Here is a 19065-nt window from a genome sequence, read left to right as displayed (position 1 = left end):
TCGTCCCACCGCAGGAGGTCCTGTGCTCACCAAGGTCCTGTCGATCCCGCTCAAACCCGGCAAGCAGGCCGAAGCCGAGCAGCTCGTGCGGCGGTTCGCCCTGCTCGGCCCCGAGCAGGAGCCCGCGACCCTGTCCTTCCGCGTGTACCGGAACGCGACGCGCCCGGACTACCTGCTGCTCATCGGCAACTTCGCCGACCAGGACGCCTACGACACCCACACCGGCTCGCCCGCCTACCGGGAGCTCGTCGCGGGCCGGCTCGCCGCGCTGGCCGTCGAGGTCGTGGAGACCGACCACGATATGATCATCAGCATCTGAGGACCGCCGTCACACTGGGCGCCGCAGCGCCCGCCAGATCGTCCCACCCGCCGCCGCAAGGGCCATCCGGGTGATCTTCAGCGGATCGTGCGAGGTTGATTGTTCGGACCGATCAACTCTGCCGTTCAATGCCGTCGTCGGTTCGAATAACCGCGGCGCGCTACCCGTGGCGCCCGGCCCGGCAGGGCCATCGAAGGCGGCGATAACGGAGACAGACCTGTGACTGGCACGGCAGAAGACCTGTCCGGCGCGTCGGCCCTCCCGCGCACGACGCCGTCACCTCACAACACCCGCGTTTCGACGGTGAGACCGACCTGCGCCAACGCCGGACCACTCCGCCGCGAACCGCTCGCGCCACGACCGCGGTGTCGGCCTTCCCGCTGTCCCCGCGCCCTCGTCGCCCCGGCCGCGTGACCGCTGCGCGCCCGGCGCCGGGCGCTGCCACCCGGTGAGCCGGGAGTCGGCCGATCACTTCGTGGTACCGCACGTGCCTGCCTGGGGAACGCGGCCGTGTCGAGCGCCTGTCTACGACCGTGTGTGCCCATCCGTCCGCTGTGGCCCGCCGGTCCGCCGGCCGGATCGACGCGAGCGCCATCGGCGGCAGTGGTGTTCGGACGTCCGACGAATCCGTCGGCTTGAAGGAGGGGTTCCGTCATGGCGAGACCAGAGAAGCCCGTGGACGTCGGCGGCGGAGTGGCGGCCGCGTTCGCCACGGAGCTGCGCCGATTGAGGGCGTGCGCCGGCAACCCGACGTACCGGGAGATGGCGCGCTCGGCGTTGTTCGCACCGTCCGTGCTGTCGAACGCGGCCAGCGGCACCCGGTTGCCGACGTTGCAGGTGACGCTCGGGTTCGTGGCCGCGTGCGGCGGTGACCGCGAGGAGTGGCGGCGGCGCTGGATGGAAGCCGCGAACGTGACCAACACCGACACGCCGTCCTGGGGCCGATATAGGAGCTCGCCCCACGACCGGGGGATGCCCCGGCCGGCCCAGCTGCCGCTGCGATCCTGGGGGTTCGTCGGCAGGCGGCGCGAGCTCGACCTGCTCGACGTGCCCGCGGCCAACCCGGTGGTCGTCACCGGTCCGGTCGGGGTGGGCAAGAGCGACCTGGCCCTGCACCACGCGCACCGCGTCGCCGCCGACATGGTCGACGGCCAGCTGTACGCGGACCTCGGACCGCTGACCGGCACCGCGTCGGACGCCGGGTTCGTGCTGGACGGTTTTCTGCGGGCTCTGGGAGTGCCCGCAGACCACCTGTCCGGCACGGTCGACCAGCGCGCCGGGCTGTACCGCTCACTGCTGGTGGAGCGCAGGCTCCTGGTCCTGCTGGAGAACGTCCGCGACGAGCGCCAGGTGCGCCCGCTGCTGACCGAGTCACGGCACAGCCAGACGCTGGTGGTCAGCCGCAAGCCGCTGCTGGGCCTGGACGGCGTCCGCCGCGTCCGGCTGGACGTGCCGTCGCGGTCCGACTCGCTCGCGATGATCACCGCGGCCGTGCCCGAGCGGGCCGAGGCCGAACCGGACGAGTGCGACCGGCTCGCCGAGCTGTGCGACGACCTGCCCCTGGCGCTGAACATCGCCTTGCGCAAGCTCGTCGCGCGGCCGGACCTGCCGCTGCACCGGGCGAACGCCAAGCTGGCGGAGCGCGACGGCGCGCTGAACTGGCTGCGCATCGGCGACCTGTCGCTGTCCGAGTCGCTGAACTCCGCCTACCAGGAGGTGGGCGAGGCAGCCCGGGCACTGCTGACGCGCATCGCCCGCCTGCCGTACCGCTGCGACCCGGAATCGGTCGTGCCCGAGGGCGGCGAACTGGCGGAGGAACTGGTGGAAGCCGGCCTGCTGCGCCGCGGCGACCAGCCGGGCGGCTACCGGGTGGAGCGCCTGGTGCGGGTGTTCGCGATCCAGGTGGGCGCGACTCCGACCAACCGCACCCACCCGTCACCCTTACGCCTCGACGTGCCACCACAACAGTCCCGCCGCCACGAACCGGTCGACTGGGACGCCCTCCGCGGCCGTCCCGACCGGACCAACTGCCCACCGGACGTCACAGCCGGCGCACTGTCCCCGTTCCGCATCGAACTACCGACCCGCCTCGTGGACCGGATGGCACCGGTCACCGAGGCGCGTTCCTGAATCGCGGCGCCGAGCGGGGCGGCCGGACGAACTCGTGACGCGTGCCGCAACGGCCGCACCACCTGACCTTCGTCCGGCCGACCGTCCCGCTCGGCCGGCCGTCGAAGTGCCGAAGGCGTGGAACGTCGCCGCCTCGGACCTGCTGGGTGTTCGTGGTCGAAGCGGCAGCCGTCGACTGTCGCTTCGTGGTTCCGTGCTCCGCGGTCCACGACCGGCCCAGGACACTTCTGCGATGAGCGGTCACTCAACGGTCACGCGTCCGAGCGAACCCGGCGATCCGCGGGACGCTCGTGACATCTGCCTCGTGGGAGTCGGCCCGCGCGGTTTGTCAGTGCTCGAACGGCTCTGCGCCAACGCCCGCGAGACCCCGCACCGCACCGTGCGCGTACGCTTGGTCGACCCCCGGTTGGGCGTCGGTGGCCAGGTGTGGCGGTCCGACCAGTCCCGTCACCTGCTGATGAACACCGTCGCGTCCCAGGTCACCATGTTCGTCGACGACAGCGTCGACTGCGCGGGCCCCGTGGTGCCCGGCCCCAGCCTGCACGAGTGGGCGCGTTTCGTCGCCCTGCTCGACCCGTTCCCGAACCTCCCGGCATGGGTGCGCCACGAGGCGCTCACCCTCGGTCCCGACGCGTACCCGACCCGGGCCCTCTACGGTCACTACCTGGCCTGGACGTTGCGGCACCTGGTCGAGCACGCCCCCGCCAACGTGGTCATCGCGCGGTACCCGGAGCGGGTGGTCGACCTCGTCGACGAGGACGACGGCCTCCAGGCCGTGGTCTTGTCGAACGGCGAACAGCTCACGGGGCTGCACTCCGTCGTGCTCGCCCTCGGCCACCTCGACACCACGCCGACCCCCGCGCAGCAGCGGTTGCAGGACGTCGCCGTCCGCGACGGGCTGCGCTACGTGCCCCCGCACAACCCGGCCGACGTCGACCTGAGCGCTGTCGCCGGCGGTGAACCGGTCATCCTGCGCGGTCTGGGCCTGAACTTCTTCGACCACTTGGCGCTGCTGACCTCCGGTCGCGGCGGGGTGTTCCACCGGGACCGGGACGGGCAGGTGCGCTACGAGCCCTCCGGCAGGGAACCCCGCCTGATCGCCGGTTCCCGGCGCGGGGTGCCCTACCACGCGCGAGGCGAGAACCAGAAAGGCGTCTCCGGCCGGCACGTCCCGCTGTTCCTGACCCCGCACCGCATCGCGGCCCTGCGCGCATCCAGTCCCGTGGACTTCCGTACCGACATCTGGCCCTGGATCGACCGCGAAGTGCGCGCCGTCTACTACGCCACCATCGTGGTCAACCGATCGGGCGACGCCGAGGGGGCACGCTTCTTGCGCGAGTTCCGCGACCTGGCGGAGTCGGCGCCCGTGACCGGTGCGGAGGACGGACTGCTGCGCCGGTTCGGGCTCGAGCCGACTTCGCGCTGGGACTGGGAGTCCGTCGCCACGCCCTGCCGCACCCGGTTCTCCGGGCCGGGCGCGTTCCGCGACTGGCTGTTGTCCTACCTCGACGCCGATGTCCGCGAGGCACGCCTGGGCAACGTCCGAGGCCCGCTCAAGGCCGCCTTGGACGTGCTGCGCGACCTGCGCAACGAGGTGCGGCTCCTGGTCGACCACGGCGGCCTCACCGGCACCTCCTACCGCGACGACCTCGACGACTGGTACACGCCGCTCAACGCCTTCCTGTCCATCGGCCCACCCGTGCAGCGCATCGAACAGGCCGCGGCGTTGATCAGGGCCGGTGTCCTCACCGTCGTCGGGCCGGGGATGGTCGTGGAGCACCTCGACGACGGCCGGGGCTTCCTGGCCCGCAGCCCGCTCGTGCCGGGAGCCGACTACCGGGCTCGCACGCTCGTCGAGGCACGGTTGCCCGACGTCGACGCCCGCCGCACCACCGATCCCCTGCTCACCCGCCTGCTCGCCCGCGGCGCCTGCACCCTCAACCGCATCCCGAACCGCACGACCGGGTGGTACGAGACCGGGGGCATCGCCGTGACGACACGCCCTTACGCGTTGCTCGACGCACAACGGCGGCCACACCCCCGGCGCTTCGCGTTCGGCGTGCCCACCGAGACCGTGCACTGGGCCACCGCGGCGGGAGTGCGGCCCGGTGTCAACTCCGTCATCCTCGGCGACGCCGACGCGCTGGCCCGCGAGTGCCTGAACCTGACCGCCCACGCGGTCAACGAACCAGCCACCGCCTGAAGGGAACCGACATGTTCGCAGACAGCGGTCTGCTCTCACCCGGATGGGCCGGCACGGGGATCGACGACCTGCTCGACGACCGCGCGTGGCTGACCGCCATGATCCGGGTCGAGGAGGCACTGGCCCGCGCGCAGGCCCGCATCGGCATGGTCCCACCCGCCACGGCCTCGGCGCTCGCCGAGGTCGACGCCGACGCGTTCGACTGGTCCGACCTCGTCGCGAAGGTCCGCGAGACCGGCAACCCGACCGTCGGCTTCGTCGCGCAACTGAGCGGCATCGTCGCCAGGATCGACCCGGAAGCCGCGGACTTCGTCCACCGCGGCAGCACGAGCCAGGACATCCTCGACACCGCCACCATGCTCATCTGCCACGAAGTGCTCGGCCGAGTGCTCGGCGACCTGCGACGGACCGCCGACGCGGTGGCCGACCTGGCTCGCGAGCACCGCGACACCCCCATGGCGGGCCGCACCCTGACCCAGCACGCCGTCCCGATCACCTTCGGCCTCAAGGCGGCGGGCTGGCTCAACGCCGTGCTCGACGTCGTCGACCGCCTCGACCACCTGCGCTCGCACGGGCTGCCCGTGTCGCTGGGCGGCGCCGCCGGCACCCTGGCCGCCTACCAGGAGTTCACCGAGGCCGACAGCCTCGACCTCGTCGGGCACCTCGCCACCGACCTCGGACTCACCGCACCGCTGATCCCCTGGCACGGCGCCCGGCTGCCGGTCGTCGACGTGGCCAACGCGCTCAGCCTGGTCACCGGCACGCTCGGCAAGCTCGCCGCCGACGTCGAAGTCCTCACCCGCACCGAGATCGGCGAACTGGCCGAACCGGCGGCACCGGGCCGTGGCGCCTCCTCCGCCATGCCGCAGAAGCGCAACCCCGTCTACGCCACCACCATCCTCACCGCCGCTCGTCAAGTACCGACCCTGGTCTCCGTGCTGCACCAGTGCATGGTCGTACCCGACGAGCGCTCGGCAGGCGGCTGGCACGCCGAGTGGCAGCCGCTGCGCGAGGCACTGCGCCTCGCCGCCGGCGCCGCGCGCAACGCCGCGGACCTCGCCGCCGGCCTGACCGTGTTCCCCGACCGGATGAGGGAGAACCTCGCCCTCACCGGTGGCGCCATCGTCTCGGAACGCCTCGGCGCGGTGCTGACCCCGCTGCTCGGCAGGGTCGCGGCGAAGAAGGTCATGACGGAAGTCACCGCCACCACCGGCGACACCGCCGAAGTCCTGGTGCGACAACTCCACGCCCGAGGGCACGACAGCGACCCGGCGCGGTGGCGGGAGCTGTGCGACCCCACCGGTTACCTGGGCGCATCGTCCCGACTCGTCGATCGGGTCCTCGACCGCCACCTCGCCGGTCAGCCCCCTTCAAGCCCGCGTGAACGAGCTTGACTCGCGATGGCGCCTGCGACACCTCATGCGCACCCGGCTGCCACGTCGCACGGCCGATGACGAACGACCGGCACTCGCCACCCTCGGGGCGTGGCGCCAACGAAACACCACAGGCCCGCTGCGCCAGTACTTTCCTGAGGCAGCGGCCCGGCCGTCCGCACGACCGCGCACCGGCGCGGTCACCACCGCGGGCGCGGTCGAGCCGGTGAACCTGAAGGTCAGCGGATCCCCGTCGTCAACCCCGCGGTCGACCTCTCAGCAGAACTCGACGCCGGTGGGCCCGGGACAGGCCGCGAGCGCCCAGGCGTCGGAGGTCAGGACACCGTCCGAGGACGTGACGGTCGCCGTGACGTAGCGGTCGGTCCGGGTGGTGTTCACCACCACGGTGCAGGTCGACGAGGTGGACGTGCAGGACGACGGCAGAGGGGCGCCGCTCAGCGACCACGAGTAGGTGGCGCCGGGAGTCGGCGACTGCACCCGGAAGTGGATGGTGGAGCTGTACGACGGACGTGGCGAGACGCAGGAGCCGCTGTAGGCGGGCGGGTAGGTCCAGTAGGGGTAGATCGTGCACTCCAGACCGGAAGCCTGGTTGCCGACCGGCGAATCGGCCCGGCCGGCAGCCTGCGCCGTCGAGGGCAGGGTGACGAGGGATAAGGCTCCGATGATGGCCACGAGGGCGGAAGACAGTCTTCGCACGAGTTTCGACCCCCTTGGGTGATGTGAGCCGGAACAGCCCCATCCAGCATCACCGGTCAGGGTGAACCGGAACAGCGACCGAACGGTGCGACCTCGGTCATCCGGGTGGCGGTGCGGCTCTCGTGGCTTGGTGGCCCACGCGTCACCCGTCTCTTCGACGAGTACCACGTACGCCTCGATCCGGGCGGTGGCCGCGTCGTTCGGGTTCTTCCGACGGACCGTCACGACGCCGTGCGCACGTTCGAGCGCGAGTTCCGTGACGCCGAGCGCGGCCACCATGTCGGCCATGTGAGCGGCACAGGCAATGTCGGTGAGTACCGCACCGAACGAGCAAGCCGCTGCCTCGTCATTCGGATGCGGCTGCCAGCTTGACACGCAGATCTTGGGCCGGGTGGTCCAGCTCATCGAAGACGTCCAGCGCCTCGGACCAAGCGGCCCGCGCCGCCCGGCGGTCGCCCTTCGCCCGGAGACAGTCGCCCAGGTGAGTCAGGGTGTCGGCCAGATAGAAGCGCTCACCTATCTCACGACACAGGCGGACCGACTGGTTGTAGTGGCCGATCGCCGCATCCAGCTCACCCGACTGCTCGCAGGCATAGCCCAGGCTGCCTTGCGTAGCCGCCTCGCCGTCGCGATCGCCGATTTCGCGGAAGAACGCCAGCGCCCGCGCGCAGTGTTCCACGGCGAGGCGGTGCTCACCCAGGACGGCATGGCACCAACCGGTCGCGTTGAGTGCTCGGGCCATACCCGCCCGATCGTCGATGGCCTCGTAAACGCGCAAGGCCGTACGGGCGTGCCGCAACGCCGTACGCGGCTGGCCCATCCGGTCGAAGATGTCGGCCAGGAAGTGATGTGTCTGCGCCTCGCTCGTCTGCTCGCCCAGTTCGTGGAAATGACCGGCCGCGGTGAGCGCGTGCCGTCGCGCCCCGTCGTGGTCGCCCAACATCAGGAGGGCACGGGCCAGGCTGCGCAGCAACTCTGCTTCCGCCGCCCGATCGCCGGTCCGCCGCGCCGCGCGCAGCCCGATCTGGTCCAGTTCGACCAAGTCGTTCCACCGGCCCTGCCGCACGGCGAAGTGGTCGCGGGCGCGGGCCAGCCGCCACGCGTGCCCGTCGAAGCCCGCCTGTCCGGCCAGCCGGATCAGTCTGGTCAACACAGAATCGTTGGCAATCAGCCATGCCAGCGCGGCACTGTCGTCGGCGATCTCGTCCACCACCGTCCCCGGCTGGGCCGGCGGCAGGGTCAGCACGGACGGGGTGTGGTTCAGCCGCATAGCTTTGCTGGCGCCGTGGAGGTAATGATCGAGCAGGCGGTGCAGGGCGTCTCGCTCATCGGTGCCGGCCAGCTCCGCAGCGTACGCGCGCAGCAGATCATGCTGTTCGTACCGACCGGTCGCAGCCGGTACGAACAGGTGGGCCTGGACCAACTCGTCCAACACCTGATCGACCGGATGCCCGGCCAGGCTAGCCGCCGCGGTCGCCGTGAACGCCGGCCCGGGGTGCAGCCCGAGCAGCCGGAACAGTCGCGCCGCGGCGGGTTTCAAGCTCCGGTACGACCAGGAGAAAACCATCCGCACGTTGCTGCTGGCGTCGTGGCCGTCGAGCACGTCGAACCTGTCGCCGGCGGTGAGCTGGTCGGCCAGCGATGCCAGCGGCAGGTCGGGCCGGCCGGCCGCACGGGCGGCCACGATGGCCAACGCGATCGGCAGGTGAGCGCAGGCATCGCCGAGCCGCCGCACCGCCGCCGGTTCGGCGTCCACGCGTTGGTCCCCGAGCCGCCAGGCCAGCATCGTGCGAGCCTCGGCCTGGGTGAGCAGGCCGACGTTCACCAGCCGGGCGGCCTCGATGGCGACAAGGCTGAGCAGTTGGTCCCGGCTGGTGATGGCGACGACCGAGCCCGGCGTGCCGGGCAGCAGAGGCCGCACCTGGTCGGCGTCCCGTGCGTTGTCCAGGATGATCAGCAGGCGGCGGCCCGCCACCAGCGTGCGGAACATGGCCGCCCGGGCCGGTAACTCCCGCGGTATCCGTGGGCCCGGCACGCCGAGCGCCTCGAGGAAACCGCGCAACGCCTCTTCGGGCGGCAGCACCGACTCGACCGGTCCGAAGCCGCCGAGGTTCACGAAGAGCTGGCCTCCTGGGAACCGGTGCCGGACCCGGTGCGCCCAGTGCACCGCGAGTGTCGTCTTTCCGACCCCGGCGGTGCCGGCGAGCACCACCGGCCGGTCGTCGCCCAACGCCTCGTCCAGCCGGCGCAGTTCGTCCTCACGAGCGGTGAAGCCCGCCACGTCAGCGGGCAGCTGCGCAGGCACAGCCGGACCCGGCACGCGGTTCGACGCCGGTTCGTTGCCGCGCAACAACTCGACGTGCAGCTCTCGGACCGCGGCGCCGGGCTCGCTGCCCAACTCGTCACTGACAGCGGCGCGCAGCCGCGCATAACATTCCAGGGCCTCGGGCACCCGCCCGCCGGCGCTCAGCGCCCGCATCAGGGCCGCCACCACTCGTTCCGCCGTAGGGTGCTCGGCGGCAACCGGCCGGAGCTCCTCGACCACCGCGTCCGCGAAGCCTAATCGCAGCCGCGCCTCGGCGAGATCGGCCAGCAGATCGAGCCGTTCGCGGTGCAGAGCCTCGCGCACCCTGGCCGCCCAGTCGCCGGGCAGACCGGCCAGCGCGATCGGCTCCCATCCGGCCAGGGCCTGCCTCAGCAGCCCTGCGGAGCTCTTGTCGTCCCCCGCGCGCTGTGCCTCGCGGGCCGCGGCGGCCAGCCGCCGCGCCCGATGCAGGTCGACCTGCTCGGCCGCCACGTCGATGCGATAGCCACCGGAGACGAACTGCAACAGGCCAGGATCGCCACCGGCGGCGGCGATGACGCGGCGCAGCCGTGCCACGTACGGCGCAACGGCGTTGCTGGCCCGCGGCGGATACGCGCCCCATATGCGATCGACCAGCGTCCCGACTGGCACGCTGCGGCCGGGGGTCAGCAGGAGCACCGCGATCACGCACTGCTGCTTGGCGGGTCCCAAGTCGACGTCCGCACCGCCCACTCGCCAGCGCGGTGGACCCAGCAAACGCCACGGCGCCGGTCCCCCCGTACGCGTGTCCACGCCATCGAGTGAAGCACACGTACATAAGTGATGCAATCCAAAAACAACTCACAAACAATCGCGGCACCGGAAGCTGTCCAGGTCGCTTGCGGCGCACGCCGCAAGCGAAAGACACAGGACTGCCAGACCGGCACGACATAACCGAGGGGAACCGATGAGGAAATCGATCAAGGCTGCTGCAGCGGGTGTGGCCGCCGCGACGGCGATGCTGGTGGCGACGCCTGGGAACGCGCTCGCCTACACGGAGTCGTGCACGGTGCAGGCGAACCGCAGTAACTGCAGCACCGGCAACGTGACAGCCAACGCCGCGCATCAGGTGGTGGTCGCGACCTACAACGTGCAGGGCCGGAGCTACGAGCTCAGGGTTCGCGACATGACCAACAATCAGGTCATCTTCTCCACGGCCACCTCGGGACAGGTGTACCGGACGCTGAGCAATGTCTACGCCACCTACCGGGCGGAAATCTATTGTTACAACAACTGCCCGGGAATGATGGTCGCCCTCTGGAACTGATGCCCGTAGCGGTCCACCCGGTGCGGAGGGCCGGGCGGTCGGCGTAATACCATGCTCAGGAGCAGGAATTCGACGATTCACTCCGGTGGCGGCGGTGCCGGCGGTGGCTGCGGGAACAATCGCCCGGCCACGCCGGCGGCCGCCGCTCCAGCCCTTGCCGCGCGGTCGCCCACCTGCCGGGCCGTGCGTGACGCCAACCGGCAGGTCCTCGCCGACTACAAGTACAACCTCGCCGACATCGTGATGATGGTGGAGGGCGGCGGCACCAACTACCGCGACCTCGCCCTCGCGCTGACCCAGGCGTTGCTGACCTGTGCTGCTCGAAAGTCATCGTCGCAGGTAGAGCAGGCACTTACCGTGTTGGCAGCACATCCGGGTGATCGTGTCCCTGCTGTACGAGGTGACCCGGAAGCTGCTGTCCGTCCCGGCGGTGTTTCTCCGCAGCGAGACGGTGAAGGACGCCGAACTGCTCGTTTCGCGGCACGAGACCGCGGTCCTGCGCCGGCAGCTCGCGTGTCCGGTCACCACGAGCCCGCCGATCGGTTCTGGTTCGCCGCCCTGTCCGGGTTGGAGGATCACCGACTGAGCATGGACCACCCAACAAGCCCGCAACCTGCTCGTGGACCTCAGCGACCGGACAGACGGCTCCCGGTCCCTCAACCACGACCGGGCCGGTCAGGTCACCGCCTCGTGCGACGCGGTCTTCTCCGCCCCCCGCATTCAGGTCGTGAAGACCCCACCACGATGGCTGCGAGCCGACGCCCACGCCGAGCGGTTCGTCCGCACCGTCCGACGCGAAGTCACCGACCGACTGCTCATCATCAACGAACGCCACCTGCGGACGGTGCTGGACCGCTACGCGGCCCACTACAACCACCGCCGGCCGCACCGAGCACTCCAGCTCGCACCACTACGACCGGACAAACCACCAGTAGAGCCGAGTTGCACGTCGATATGTCACCGACCAGTCCTCGGCGGCCTGATCAACAAGGACGAGCCCACTGCCGCCTAACCGCAGGTCAAACCGTGTGGCCAACATTTGGCGCCCCACAGGCCGCCCGCCCTACCTGCGCGTATGGTGAAAGCAAGGCAAGGCGGGATCCAGGCGCAAGAAGATGATCAGTGATGGGACTTCTGAACAGAGCCAAGGAGCAGAGCGCTCTCGACCAGGCTAAGCACGCGATCGAAGCAGGCAGACACATCCTGGTGTTCAAGTTCATCGAGGCACACACCAACAGCTCCGCAACCGGCGCCATGACCGGAATAAACGACCAGATGGAGGCCGTCGAATCGCTCGGCTGGATACTGGACAAGATGTCCGCCTGCGAAAGCAACGTCGTTGGCGCGCTGGGCAAAAGCGAGCGTGTCGCCATCATATGCCTCTACCGACGGACACCTGCGGGATCCCAGAACTCTGGACCTGAGGGCTAGTCCGCAGAGACCGGGTGCTTGGCAAGCACAGGAGCTGTCAGGTGGCGCGCACGTTCCCAGCCTGTCAGAGCCAGGAATTCATCCACCATGGTGATTAGCGTGGACTTGCACCCGACTATGTTGGGTCCGCATCACTCTCAGTCTCTCCTTCTAGCAACTCACCTATATGTCGCCGGAAAGCTCGGTTTTGCGGCAACTCGTCCTTCCAGGTCTCCGAGAAGACGACGGCGACCTTGGCCTCCGACAGCGACATTACCCCTGCTGCGTCCAGGACCGCGATACAACCCGGCACGTCACAACCCATGTCACGCAGCCGGGTGAGTATCCCCTCCAGGTCATCACCGTTGCGGACCCAACGCGCGACCTCGTCCAGATCGACGTTGACTCCGAGAAAGTCCTCAAGCCTCACCTGCGTCCGCCTCCGATTCTATTGACATGAATATCGTAAGTGAGTCGCTGCGCGTTATCTCGGCGGTTGACACGAGTTCCTTCGAAAGTTACGTACTGCACGTTGCGCAGGGCTCCAGCCTCTGCGATGACCGCCTTCACCTTTCCAGCCAGGGCACTCAATCCCGACCTGGCTCCCCCTCTACCGAACACCGACAGGTCCCGAATGACCATTGTACGGACTCCCGCGAGTCGACCTTCACTTCGACGTTGCCAACCAGACCTCCGGAACGCGCCGCAAAACTACTCATGCCGAAATCAGCCCCACCGGAGGCGGCGAACCCTCGATGAGCGCATCCATTTCGGCAACACCGAAGATCACCTCGTCTTCCCGCAAACGGTGATATTTACTCAAGTCGCAGTCGGGGGACTGTAAAACGAGTGGCGTATCTCCTGATCAAGGATGCGCACGTGATGACCGAGATGATGTCCGGCGTGGAGAACCCCGAGGATGCCAAGGCCAAGGCCGCCCTCAAGGGCCTGGACGAGCAGTTGGTCGGCCGGACCCGCGCCGGTGGACTGAAGCTCCGCTCCAGGATCGAATACCCCACCGGACACGAACCGGTGAACGACATCGCCGGCAACCTCGGACCCTCTGCCAATACCCCTAAGCCACCGCGACCCGCGCCCGCCGTGCCCTGACCGTGCACGCCGTCGAGGGCGCCCCTCCCGCGCGCGTGCTGTCGCTGTCCGGCCCGCATGGCCTGGCCACCGACGCTCGCGTCCTGAGCATTACGGGCACAACCGCCGGCGCGGGTTCGTCCACGATCAACGGATCACCACAGTTCCGCCTTGTCGCCGAGCAACCTGCTCATGGACATCGGAGACCGGGCAGACGACTTCCGGTTCCTCGTCCGCGACCGGGCAGGCCAGTTCACCACTTCGTTCGACGCGGCCTTCTCCGGCGCCGGCATCCAGGTCGTGAAAAGCCCACCACGGTGTCCGCGAGCCAACGCCCACCACGGTGTCCGCGAGCCAACGCCCACGCCGAGAGCCAACGCCCACGCCGAGCGGTTCGTCGGGACCGTCAGACGCGAAGTCACCGACCGACTGCTCATCATCAACGAACACCACCTGCGGGTCGTGCTGGGCCGCTATGCGGCCCACTACAACCACCGTCGACCCCACCGAGCACTGCAACTCGCACCACCACGATCGGACCGGCCGATCGCAGAGCCGGGCTGTACCTCGATACGCAGCCAGCCGGTTCTCGGTGGCCTTATCAACGAGTACGAACCCACAGCCGCCTAACCGCAGATCAGACCACGTGGCCGACTATTGGCACCCCACAGGGTCTGCTGCAATAGTAGGCGACAGTGGCAGTCACGCAGCACGGCAGGATGTCACGTCCAGGGAGCGCCTGCTGGCAGGATGGACGACCGCAATATTGCGTTGCCATTGGGGCGGGTGTGGGGTCTGGTGTGTTTGATCGGCTGGCTCTTGTGGCTGTTCGTGGCGATGGTTGGGCGGTGGACAGTGAGCAGTGGCGGCGAGGGTGCAGTGCAACAAACTGTCCAGTCGGTTGAGGCCCACGAACAGGCAGCGGTGCTACAGGCTGGCGGGAATCTCACGATTCAGGGTGACGTGGTGGCTGGCGTACCCCGTATGCCGGCAATGGAGTCGATCTCTGCGTCTGCCGAGTTGAGCCGATTCCCTCGAGGGTCGGATCTGTTCATCGGTCGGTCGAACGAGTTGGATCGTCTGGACGCGGCTGTCCGGGGTTCAGGGCGGACGGTGGTGGTCGCGGTTCACGGGCTGGGCGGGGTAGGCAAAAGCACCCTTTCCGCTCGCTTCATCCATCTCCACGCCGACCGGTACACGATGGTGTGGTGGATCACCGCGGACTCCGCGTCCACGATCGACAGCGGTCTGGCCGACCTGGCCACAGCACTGGCACCACAGACGGCGAACCTGCTGTCGGAGCAGCGCACGGAGTTGGCCGTGCGATGGCTTGCCACTCACGCCGGGTGGCTGTTGGTGCTGGACAATCTCACCACGCCCGCCGACGCAGAGCAGCTGTTGGAGCGGGTACGGACCGGCACAATCGTGATTACCAGTCGCCAGGCCAGTGGATGGCGGGACGTCAAGGCGATCCATCTCGACGTTCTACCTCCCAGCGAGGCCGTAGAGCTGCTGGACCGCGTTGTGCGGACCGAGTGGCCAGACGCTGATCTATTCGACGCCGACCGGCTGTGCGAAGAGTTGGGCTGGCTGCCGCTGGCGGTCGAGCAGGCAGGCGCCTACCTCGCTCAGAGCCGCGTCACGCCCACCGCCTACCTGGACCTGCTTCGGCGATATCCGGCACGGATGTTCACCTCAACCGCAGAAGGCGGCGACGCCCAACGCACCATGGCCCGCGTCTGGCGCGTCACCCTCGACCGCCTCGCCGACACCCCTTCCGCCGGACGACTGCTACGCAGGCTTGCCTGGCACGCCCCCGAGGGCATCCCTCGCGGACTGATCATCACCACTGCCGGCGAACCAGAGCCTGACGTCCTCGAAGCGTTGGGCAGGCTAGCCGCCTACAACATGATCACCCTCGGAACCCACACCATCGCCGTGCACCGCTTGGTCCAAGCCGTCACTCGCACACCCGACCCGACCGACCACCACCGTCAGCCGGCGGACATCAACCACGCCCGCGACACCACCGCTGCCGTTCTCTCCCACGTCCTGTCCACGGTCGACCCGGATCAGCCTGGCGACTGGTTCATCATCCGCATGACTCTCCTTCACGCAGCGGTGCTGCTCAACCACACCCCTGCCCACAGCGATACCGAAACACTCTGCGACCTCGCGACACACCTCGGCCTCTATCTCAGGGGGCAGAGCGGCTTCAACGCCGCTATCGCACTGCTCACCCGCGCCTCTCACAGCCTCGAACGCCTCCACGGCCCTGACCACCCGGATACACTCACTTCCCGCAGCAATCTTGCCCGCGCCTATCACTCGGCAGGCGATCTGCAACGAGCGATCGCACTGTCTGAAGCCACGCTCGCTGATCGACAACGGGTGCTGGGACCCAATCACCGGTCCACACCGATGTCGCGCAACAATCTCGCCGGTGTCTACCTTTCGGCAGGTGACCTGGAACGAGCGATACCACTGTTGGAGGCGAGCCTGTCCGATGCCGAGCGAATCTTAGGACCCGACCACCCGGACACACTGAACGCCCGCAATAATCTCGCTGGCGCCTATCTCTCGGCAACTGATCTGGAACGAGCGACGTCGTTGTTCGAGGTAGCCCGAGCGGACTACGAACGAGCGCTGGGACCCGACAATCTGCTCACTTTTGCCGCCCGCAGTAGCCTGGCACGCGCATACGGGTCGGCAAGCCGTTGGGAGAGAGCGATTCCGCTGTACGAAGCCGCTTTGGTCGACTGTGAGCGGATATGGGGATCAGGTCATCTGCACACGCTGACCGCCCGCCACGCTCTCGCCAATGCCTACCTCTCGACAGGTTATCTGGAACGAGCGATACCACTGTACCAAACGTCCTCCGCTGACGCCGAGCGCCTACTGGGGCTTGACGATCTCAACACGTTGACGGCGCGCACCAACCTCGCCAGCGCTTACCGATCGGCAGGTGACTTGGAGAAGGCGATTCCGCTGTACGAGGCAACCCTGGCTCAGGCCAAACAGGTGCTAGGCCCTGACCACGCGTTGACGAGAGCGATTCGCATGAACGTGTCGAGCGCTGTGCCTGCCGACAACCCCATCCATGCGGAATGGGAGGGCGTAAGCAAGACAGGGCCCAGGGGTAGCCCTTGAGCTCCCCCGGTGGCCCGGCGGCTTTCCAGGCATGGTCCGATAGGGCCTGAAGGAGTCGTCCGTGGCACCACCGAAGAAGTACCCCGACGAGTTGAGGGCTCGCGCTGTCCGGTTGTACCGGGAGTCGGATTCCAAGCCGGTAATCCGGCGTCCACGGTTCTCCCCCGACGACCGGGCGTTCCTCACGGCACTGCTGCACCGACTTCCGGTCGATACGCTTCGTCGGCTCCGACTGCTGGTGCGTCCGGAGACAGTGCCTCGGTGGCACCAGGACTTCATGAAACGCCGCCACGCGCTCAGATCCCGTCCCAGGCGGCCTGGTCGTCCACGGACCGTCCACTCGATCCGGCTCCTGGTACTGCGCCTGGCACAGGAGAACCCAACATGGGGCTACCACGCCACCTGTCGACCGTGTCGGTGGTGATCAGGTGAACCTGTCTTAGCACGCGCAGCAGAGTTCGGACCCGGTCGGGCGACGCGGCGGCCAAGGCCGCAGCCGCGACGGTGTCGATGTCTACGCCTGGCGCCAGGGCGAGCATCCTCAGCAACTGCGCCGCGTCGGGGTCGCGGTCGCGCAGCCGGTAGTAGGACGCGTTGAAGACGGTGGCCAGCCGGGTCTCGCCGTGGGTAAACCCTGCCGTGCTCGTCCCGGCGAGCTGCTCGGCCAGGGTGCCGGAGGTGAGGTGGGGTTCGTCCGCGAGCAGACCGGCGACGATCAGCACTGCCAGTGGAAGCCCGCCGCATACCTCTGCCAGGCGTGTGGCTCCCGTCGGGTCGGTGGTGACACGGTCGTCGTCGCCGTCCTGTCGCCGTAGCGCCCGGTCCAGGACCGTGACCGCGTCACCGATGGGCAGGACGTCCAGCAGCAAGCGACGGGCGCCGGGCAGGGCGAGGGTGTCGCGAGTGGTGATCAGTGCCCGGTGGTCCCCGAGAGCGGGCAGCAGGCCGTGCAACTGGTCGACGGTGGAGGCGTTGTCCAGCACCAGCAGCACCGCCCGACCGGCCTCCGCCAGGTCGCGCAGCGTCTGGTCGTAGACGGCCGCCTGGTCGGCGGTCCGGTCGGGGACGTGGTCGGCTTCGACGCCGAGCTGGCGTAGCAGCGGAGAGAGCACCGCACCCGCGGTGACCATGCCTTCGCCGCTGTAGCCCTGCAGGTCGACCCAGAACACGCCACCCGGAAACCAGCCCCGCGCTGCCGCCCGCACCGCGCAGTGTCGGGCCAAGGCGGTCTTCCCGACTCCGCCCATCCCCGCGATCGCCGACACCACCACCGGCCCCGTCCCATCGGTGAGGTCACCGCTGTCGGGAGCCAGTGCGGTCAATATCCGCTCGGCCTCTGCGCCGCGCCCGGAGAACATCCCGCCTGCCTGGGCTGAGCCAGGGACGAGTCTGGTCACCACTGCGACCTGCGCCGCAGGATCAGGGCTTTCCCGGTGAAGGTGCTGATGGTGATTCAAGGTGACGTCGCCGTGCACCTCACGGGCCTGCACCACCGGCCCGGAGACCGAACCCGCCACGGTGTTCCGGACCGAGTCCGGACGTCCCTCCAGCTCCCCCATCCGGACCCCTCCTGCGTCCGATCCGATAGCTCATCGAACCACTCATACCGCCGTTGCCCGGACGTGACTCCCGCCCTCACCTGGACGCGCCGAGCGTCGATGCGGTCTGCGAATCAAGGAGTGGTCGGCAGCGGGAACGACCGAAGGTGACGCGGCCTCGATTCATCGAACCCACAACGACACGCGTCACCTCGACTCGTTGTACCAGTCGTAGCCGTTGACCGGCCAGGCAGCCGGCTTGATCCACGCTGCGAGGTCGGACCACACCAAGGCATCGACAACGCCCGACCACTACAACCACCGCCACAGCCGGCCACGAGAGGACGCTCCCTGTGATTCCGTTCCGCATCGAGATCCCGGACGACGAGCTGATCGACCTGCGAGCCCGGCTGTCGCGCACCCGGTGGCCGGACGCCGAGCCGGTGTCCGACTGGACGCAGGGCGTGCCGTTGGCGTACCTGGAGGAATTGTGCCACTACTGGGCCACCGAGTACGACTGGCGGGCCACCGAACGGCGACTCAACGCACTGCCCCAGTTCCGCACGGACATCGACGGCGTCGGCATCCACTTCCTGCACGTCCGCTCCCCGCACCGGTCGGCGGTGCCGCTCATCCTCACCCACGGCTGGCCCGGCTCGGTGCTGGAGTTCGAGAAGGTCGTCCCCCTGCTGACCGAGCCCGACGACCCGGACGACGCCTTCCACCTGGTGATCCCTTCACTTCCCGGCTACGGCTTCAGCGGACGCCCCACCGAACCCGGCTGGACGGTGCAACGGATCGCCGCCGCGTGGCGGGAGCTGATGGCGCGGCTCGGCTACCAGCGCTACGGCGCGCAGGGCAGTGACTGGGGCACCAGCGTCACCACCAGCATGGGGCAGCAGGACACCGGCGAACTGGTCGGCATCCACGTCATGCCGCCGATCGCCGCGCCGGACCCCGGCACCTTCGACGACCTGACCCCGGCGGAGGAGGCCGCGCTCGTCGACCTGCGTCGTGCCGCGGCCCAGGAATCCGGCTATGCCGAGCAGATGACGACGAAACCCCAGACGGTGGGTTACGCCCTCACCGACTCGCCGGCCGGCCTGTGCGCGTGGATCGTGGAGAAGTTCGCCTCCTGGACCGACAGCGGCGGGGTCCCGGAAACCGTCCTGACCCGCGACGCGATGCTGGACGACATCACCCTGTACTGGTTGACCCGCACCGCTGCTTCCTCGGCCCGGCTGTACTGGGAGAGCTTCCGCCAGGTCGGCGAGTGGTTCGCCAAGAGCACCGACGACACCGTCCCGGTACCCACCGGGTGCACCGTCTTCCCCAAAGAGGTACCACGCCCGTCGCGCCGCTGGGCGGCCAAGCGCTACACCGACATCCGCTACTGGAACGAACCGGACCGCGGCGGGCACTTCGGTGCGTGGGAGCAACCCGAACTGTTCGCCGAAGAGGTGCGCGACTTCTTCCGACTGGTGCGATGACGCAACCGTCCCGACCTCCGACCGGGCGGTGGGCG

Annotated in this window: 16 protein-coding genes; 12 read left to right on the top strand and 4 right to left on the bottom strand. The window is 68.9% G+C overall.

Features of this window, described 5'->3' with window-relative positions; all coding sequences use genetic code 11:
• The first annotated feature begins 22 nt into the window (after positions 1-22).
• The 4 genes from B0I31_RS26235 to pcaB all read left to right on the top strand — a co-directional run bounded on the left by B0I31_RS26235 (position 23) and on the right by pcaB (position 6046).
• Positions 23-319, top strand: coding sequence for a putative quinol monooxygenase (locus tag B0I31_RS26235; protein WP_106618056.1), 297 nt, complete (start codon positions 23-25; stop codon positions 317-319).
• Between the two features lie 654 nt (positions 320-973).
• Positions 974-2449, top strand: coding sequence for an XRE family transcriptional regulator (locus B0I31_RS26230; RefSeq protein WP_146173952.1), 1476 nt, complete (start codon positions 974-976; stop codon positions 2447-2449).
• 232 nt (positions 2450-2681) lie between these two features.
• The gene (locus B0I31_RS26225; RefSeq protein ID WP_106618054.1) at positions 2682-4652 is read left to right on the top strand and encodes an FAD/NAD(P)-binding protein; all 1971 of its coding nucleotides are present in this window, start codon (positions 2682-2684) and stop codon (positions 4650-4652) included.
• Positions 4653-4663: 11 nt separating this feature from the next.
• Positions 4664-6046 carry a 3-carboxy-cis,cis-muconate cycloisomerase gene (pcaB, locus tag B0I31_RS26220; RefSeq protein WP_106618053.1) on the top strand — a complete coding sequence of 461 codons (1383 nt, stop codon included), beginning with the start codon at positions 4664-4666 and terminating at the stop codon, positions 6044-6046.
• Between the two features lie 255 nt (positions 6047-6301).
• Here the strand turns inward: pcaB and B0I31_RS26215 are convergent, their stop codons facing one another.
• Both B0I31_RS26215 and B0I31_RS26210 read right to left on the bottom strand, forming a co-directional pair.
• On the bottom strand, positions 6302-7147 hold the full coding sequence (locus tag B0I31_RS26215) for a hypothetical protein (RefSeq protein WP_146173951.1): 846 nt from the start codon (positions 7145-7147) through the stop codon (positions 6302-6304).
• The gene (locus B0I31_RS26210; RefSeq protein WP_181320389.1) at positions 7089-9734 is read right to left on the bottom strand and encodes a BTAD domain-containing putative transcriptional regulator; all 2646 of its coding nucleotides are present in this window, start codon (positions 9732-9734) and stop codon (positions 7089-7091) included. Before B0I31_RS26210 ends, B0I31_RS26215 begins: the two co-directional genes overlap by 59 nt.
• A gap of 259 nt (positions 9735-9993) precedes the next feature.
• Between B0I31_RS26210 and B0I31_RS26205 the strand changes: the two genes are divergently transcribed.
• The 4 genes from B0I31_RS26205 to B0I31_RS26195 all read left to right on the top strand — a co-directional run bounded on the left by B0I31_RS26205 (position 9994) and on the right by B0I31_RS26195 (position 11784).
• Entirely contained in the window at positions 9994-10353 is a 360-nt protein-coding gene (locus B0I31_RS26205) for a hypothetical protein (protein ID WP_146173950.1), read from the top strand.
• 400 nt (positions 10354-10753) lie between these two features.
• Positions 10754-10939, top strand: a complete 186-nt coding sequence (locus B0I31_RS41265) for an integrase (RefSeq protein WP_219910825.1) — start codon at positions 10754-10756, stop codon at positions 10937-10939.
• Positions 10940-10972: 33 nt separating this feature from the next.
• Positions 10973-11365 (top strand): transposase, encoded by a 393-nt coding sequence (locus B0I31_RS26200; RefSeq protein ID WP_245950426.1) that lies wholly within the window; start codon positions 10973-10975, stop codon positions 11363-11365.
• A 110-nt stretch (positions 11366-11475) separates the two neighbouring features.
• Complete coding sequence (locus B0I31_RS26195; RefSeq protein ID WP_106618049.1) at positions 11476-11784, top strand: hypothetical protein; 309 nt, start codon at positions 11476-11478, stop codon at positions 11782-11784.
• A gap of 115 nt (positions 11785-11899) precedes the next feature.
• On the opposite strand, the gene B0I31_RS26190 is transcribed toward B0I31_RS26195, so the two are convergent.
• Positions 11900-12193, bottom strand: a complete 294-nt coding sequence (locus B0I31_RS26190; RefSeq protein WP_106618048.1) for a hypothetical protein — start codon at positions 12191-12193, stop codon at positions 11900-11902.
• Between the two features lie 419 nt (positions 12194-12612).
• Here B0I31_RS26190 and B0I31_RS26185 point away from each other — a divergent pair, with 419 nt between their 5' ends.
• From B0I31_RS26185 to B0I31_RS26175, 3 genes are all read left to right on the top strand, one after another.
• Positions 12613-12873 (top strand): hypothetical protein, encoded by a 261-nt coding sequence (locus B0I31_RS26185; protein ID WP_146173949.1) that lies wholly within the window; start codon positions 12613-12615, stop codon positions 12871-12873.
• 150 nt (positions 12874-13023) lie between these two features.
• Positions 13024-13482, top strand: a complete 459-nt coding sequence (locus B0I31_RS26180) for an integrase core domain-containing protein (RefSeq protein WP_245950423.1) — start codon at positions 13024-13026, stop codon at positions 13480-13482.
• 120 nt (positions 13483-13602) lie between these two features.
• Entirely contained in the window at positions 13603-16002 is a 2400-nt protein-coding gene (locus B0I31_RS26175; protein WP_106618046.1) for a tetratricopeptide repeat protein, read from the top strand.
• Positions 16003-16298: 296 nt separating this feature from the next.
• Here B0I31_RS26175 and B0I31_RS26165 read toward each other — a convergent pair whose 3' ends face one another.
• On the bottom strand, positions 16299-17561 hold the full coding sequence (locus B0I31_RS26165) for an ATP-binding protein (RefSeq protein ID WP_106618045.1): 1263 nt from the start codon (positions 17559-17561) through the stop codon (positions 16299-16301).
• Positions 17562-17893: 332 nt separating this feature from the next.
• On the opposite strand from B0I31_RS26165, the gene B0I31_RS26160 reads away from it, so the two are divergent.
• Entirely contained in the window at positions 17894-19030 is a 1137-nt protein-coding gene (locus tag B0I31_RS26160; protein ID WP_106618044.1) for an epoxide hydrolase family protein, read from the top strand.
• Positions 19031-19065 lie beyond the last annotated feature (35 nt).

The sequence above is a fragment of the Saccharothrix carnea genome (assembly GCF_003014735.1).
In the GTDB taxonomy this organism is placed as follows: domain Bacteria; phylum Actinomycetota; class Actinomycetes; order Mycobacteriales; family Pseudonocardiaceae; genus Actinosynnema; species Actinosynnema carneum.
This window is presented reverse-complemented; position numbering and strand designations above follow the sequence as displayed.

Bases quoted from the DNA above. Each gene is read 5' to 3' on its own strand.
- B0I31_RS26230 (WP_146173952.1), top strand. From the start codon at position 974: ATGGCGAGACCAGAGAAGCCCGTGGACGTCGGCGGCGGAGTGGCGGCC.
- B0I31_RS26225 (WP_106618054.1), top strand. From the start codon at position 2,682: ATGAGCGGTCACTCAACGGTCACGCGTCCGAGCGAACCCGGCGATCCG.
- pcaB (WP_106618053.1), top strand. From the start codon at position 4,664: ATGTTCGCAGACAGCGGTCTGCTCTCACCCGGATGGGCCGGCACGGGG.
- B0I31_RS26215 (WP_146173951.1), bottom strand. From the start codon at position 7,147: ATGAGCTGGACCACCCGGCCCAAGATCTGCGTGTCAAGCTGGCAGCCG.
- B0I31_RS26205 (WP_146173950.1), top strand. From the start codon at position 9,994: ATGAGGAAATCGATCAAGGCTGCTGCAGCGGGTGTGGCCGCCGCGACG.
- B0I31_RS26175 (WP_106618046.1), top strand. From the start codon at position 13,603: ATGGACGACCGCAATATTGCGTTGCCATTGGGGCGGGTGTGGGGTCTG.
- B0I31_RS26165 (WP_106618045.1), bottom strand. From the start codon at position 17,561: ATGGGGGAGCTGGAGGGACGTCCGGACTCGGTCCGGAACACCGTGGCG.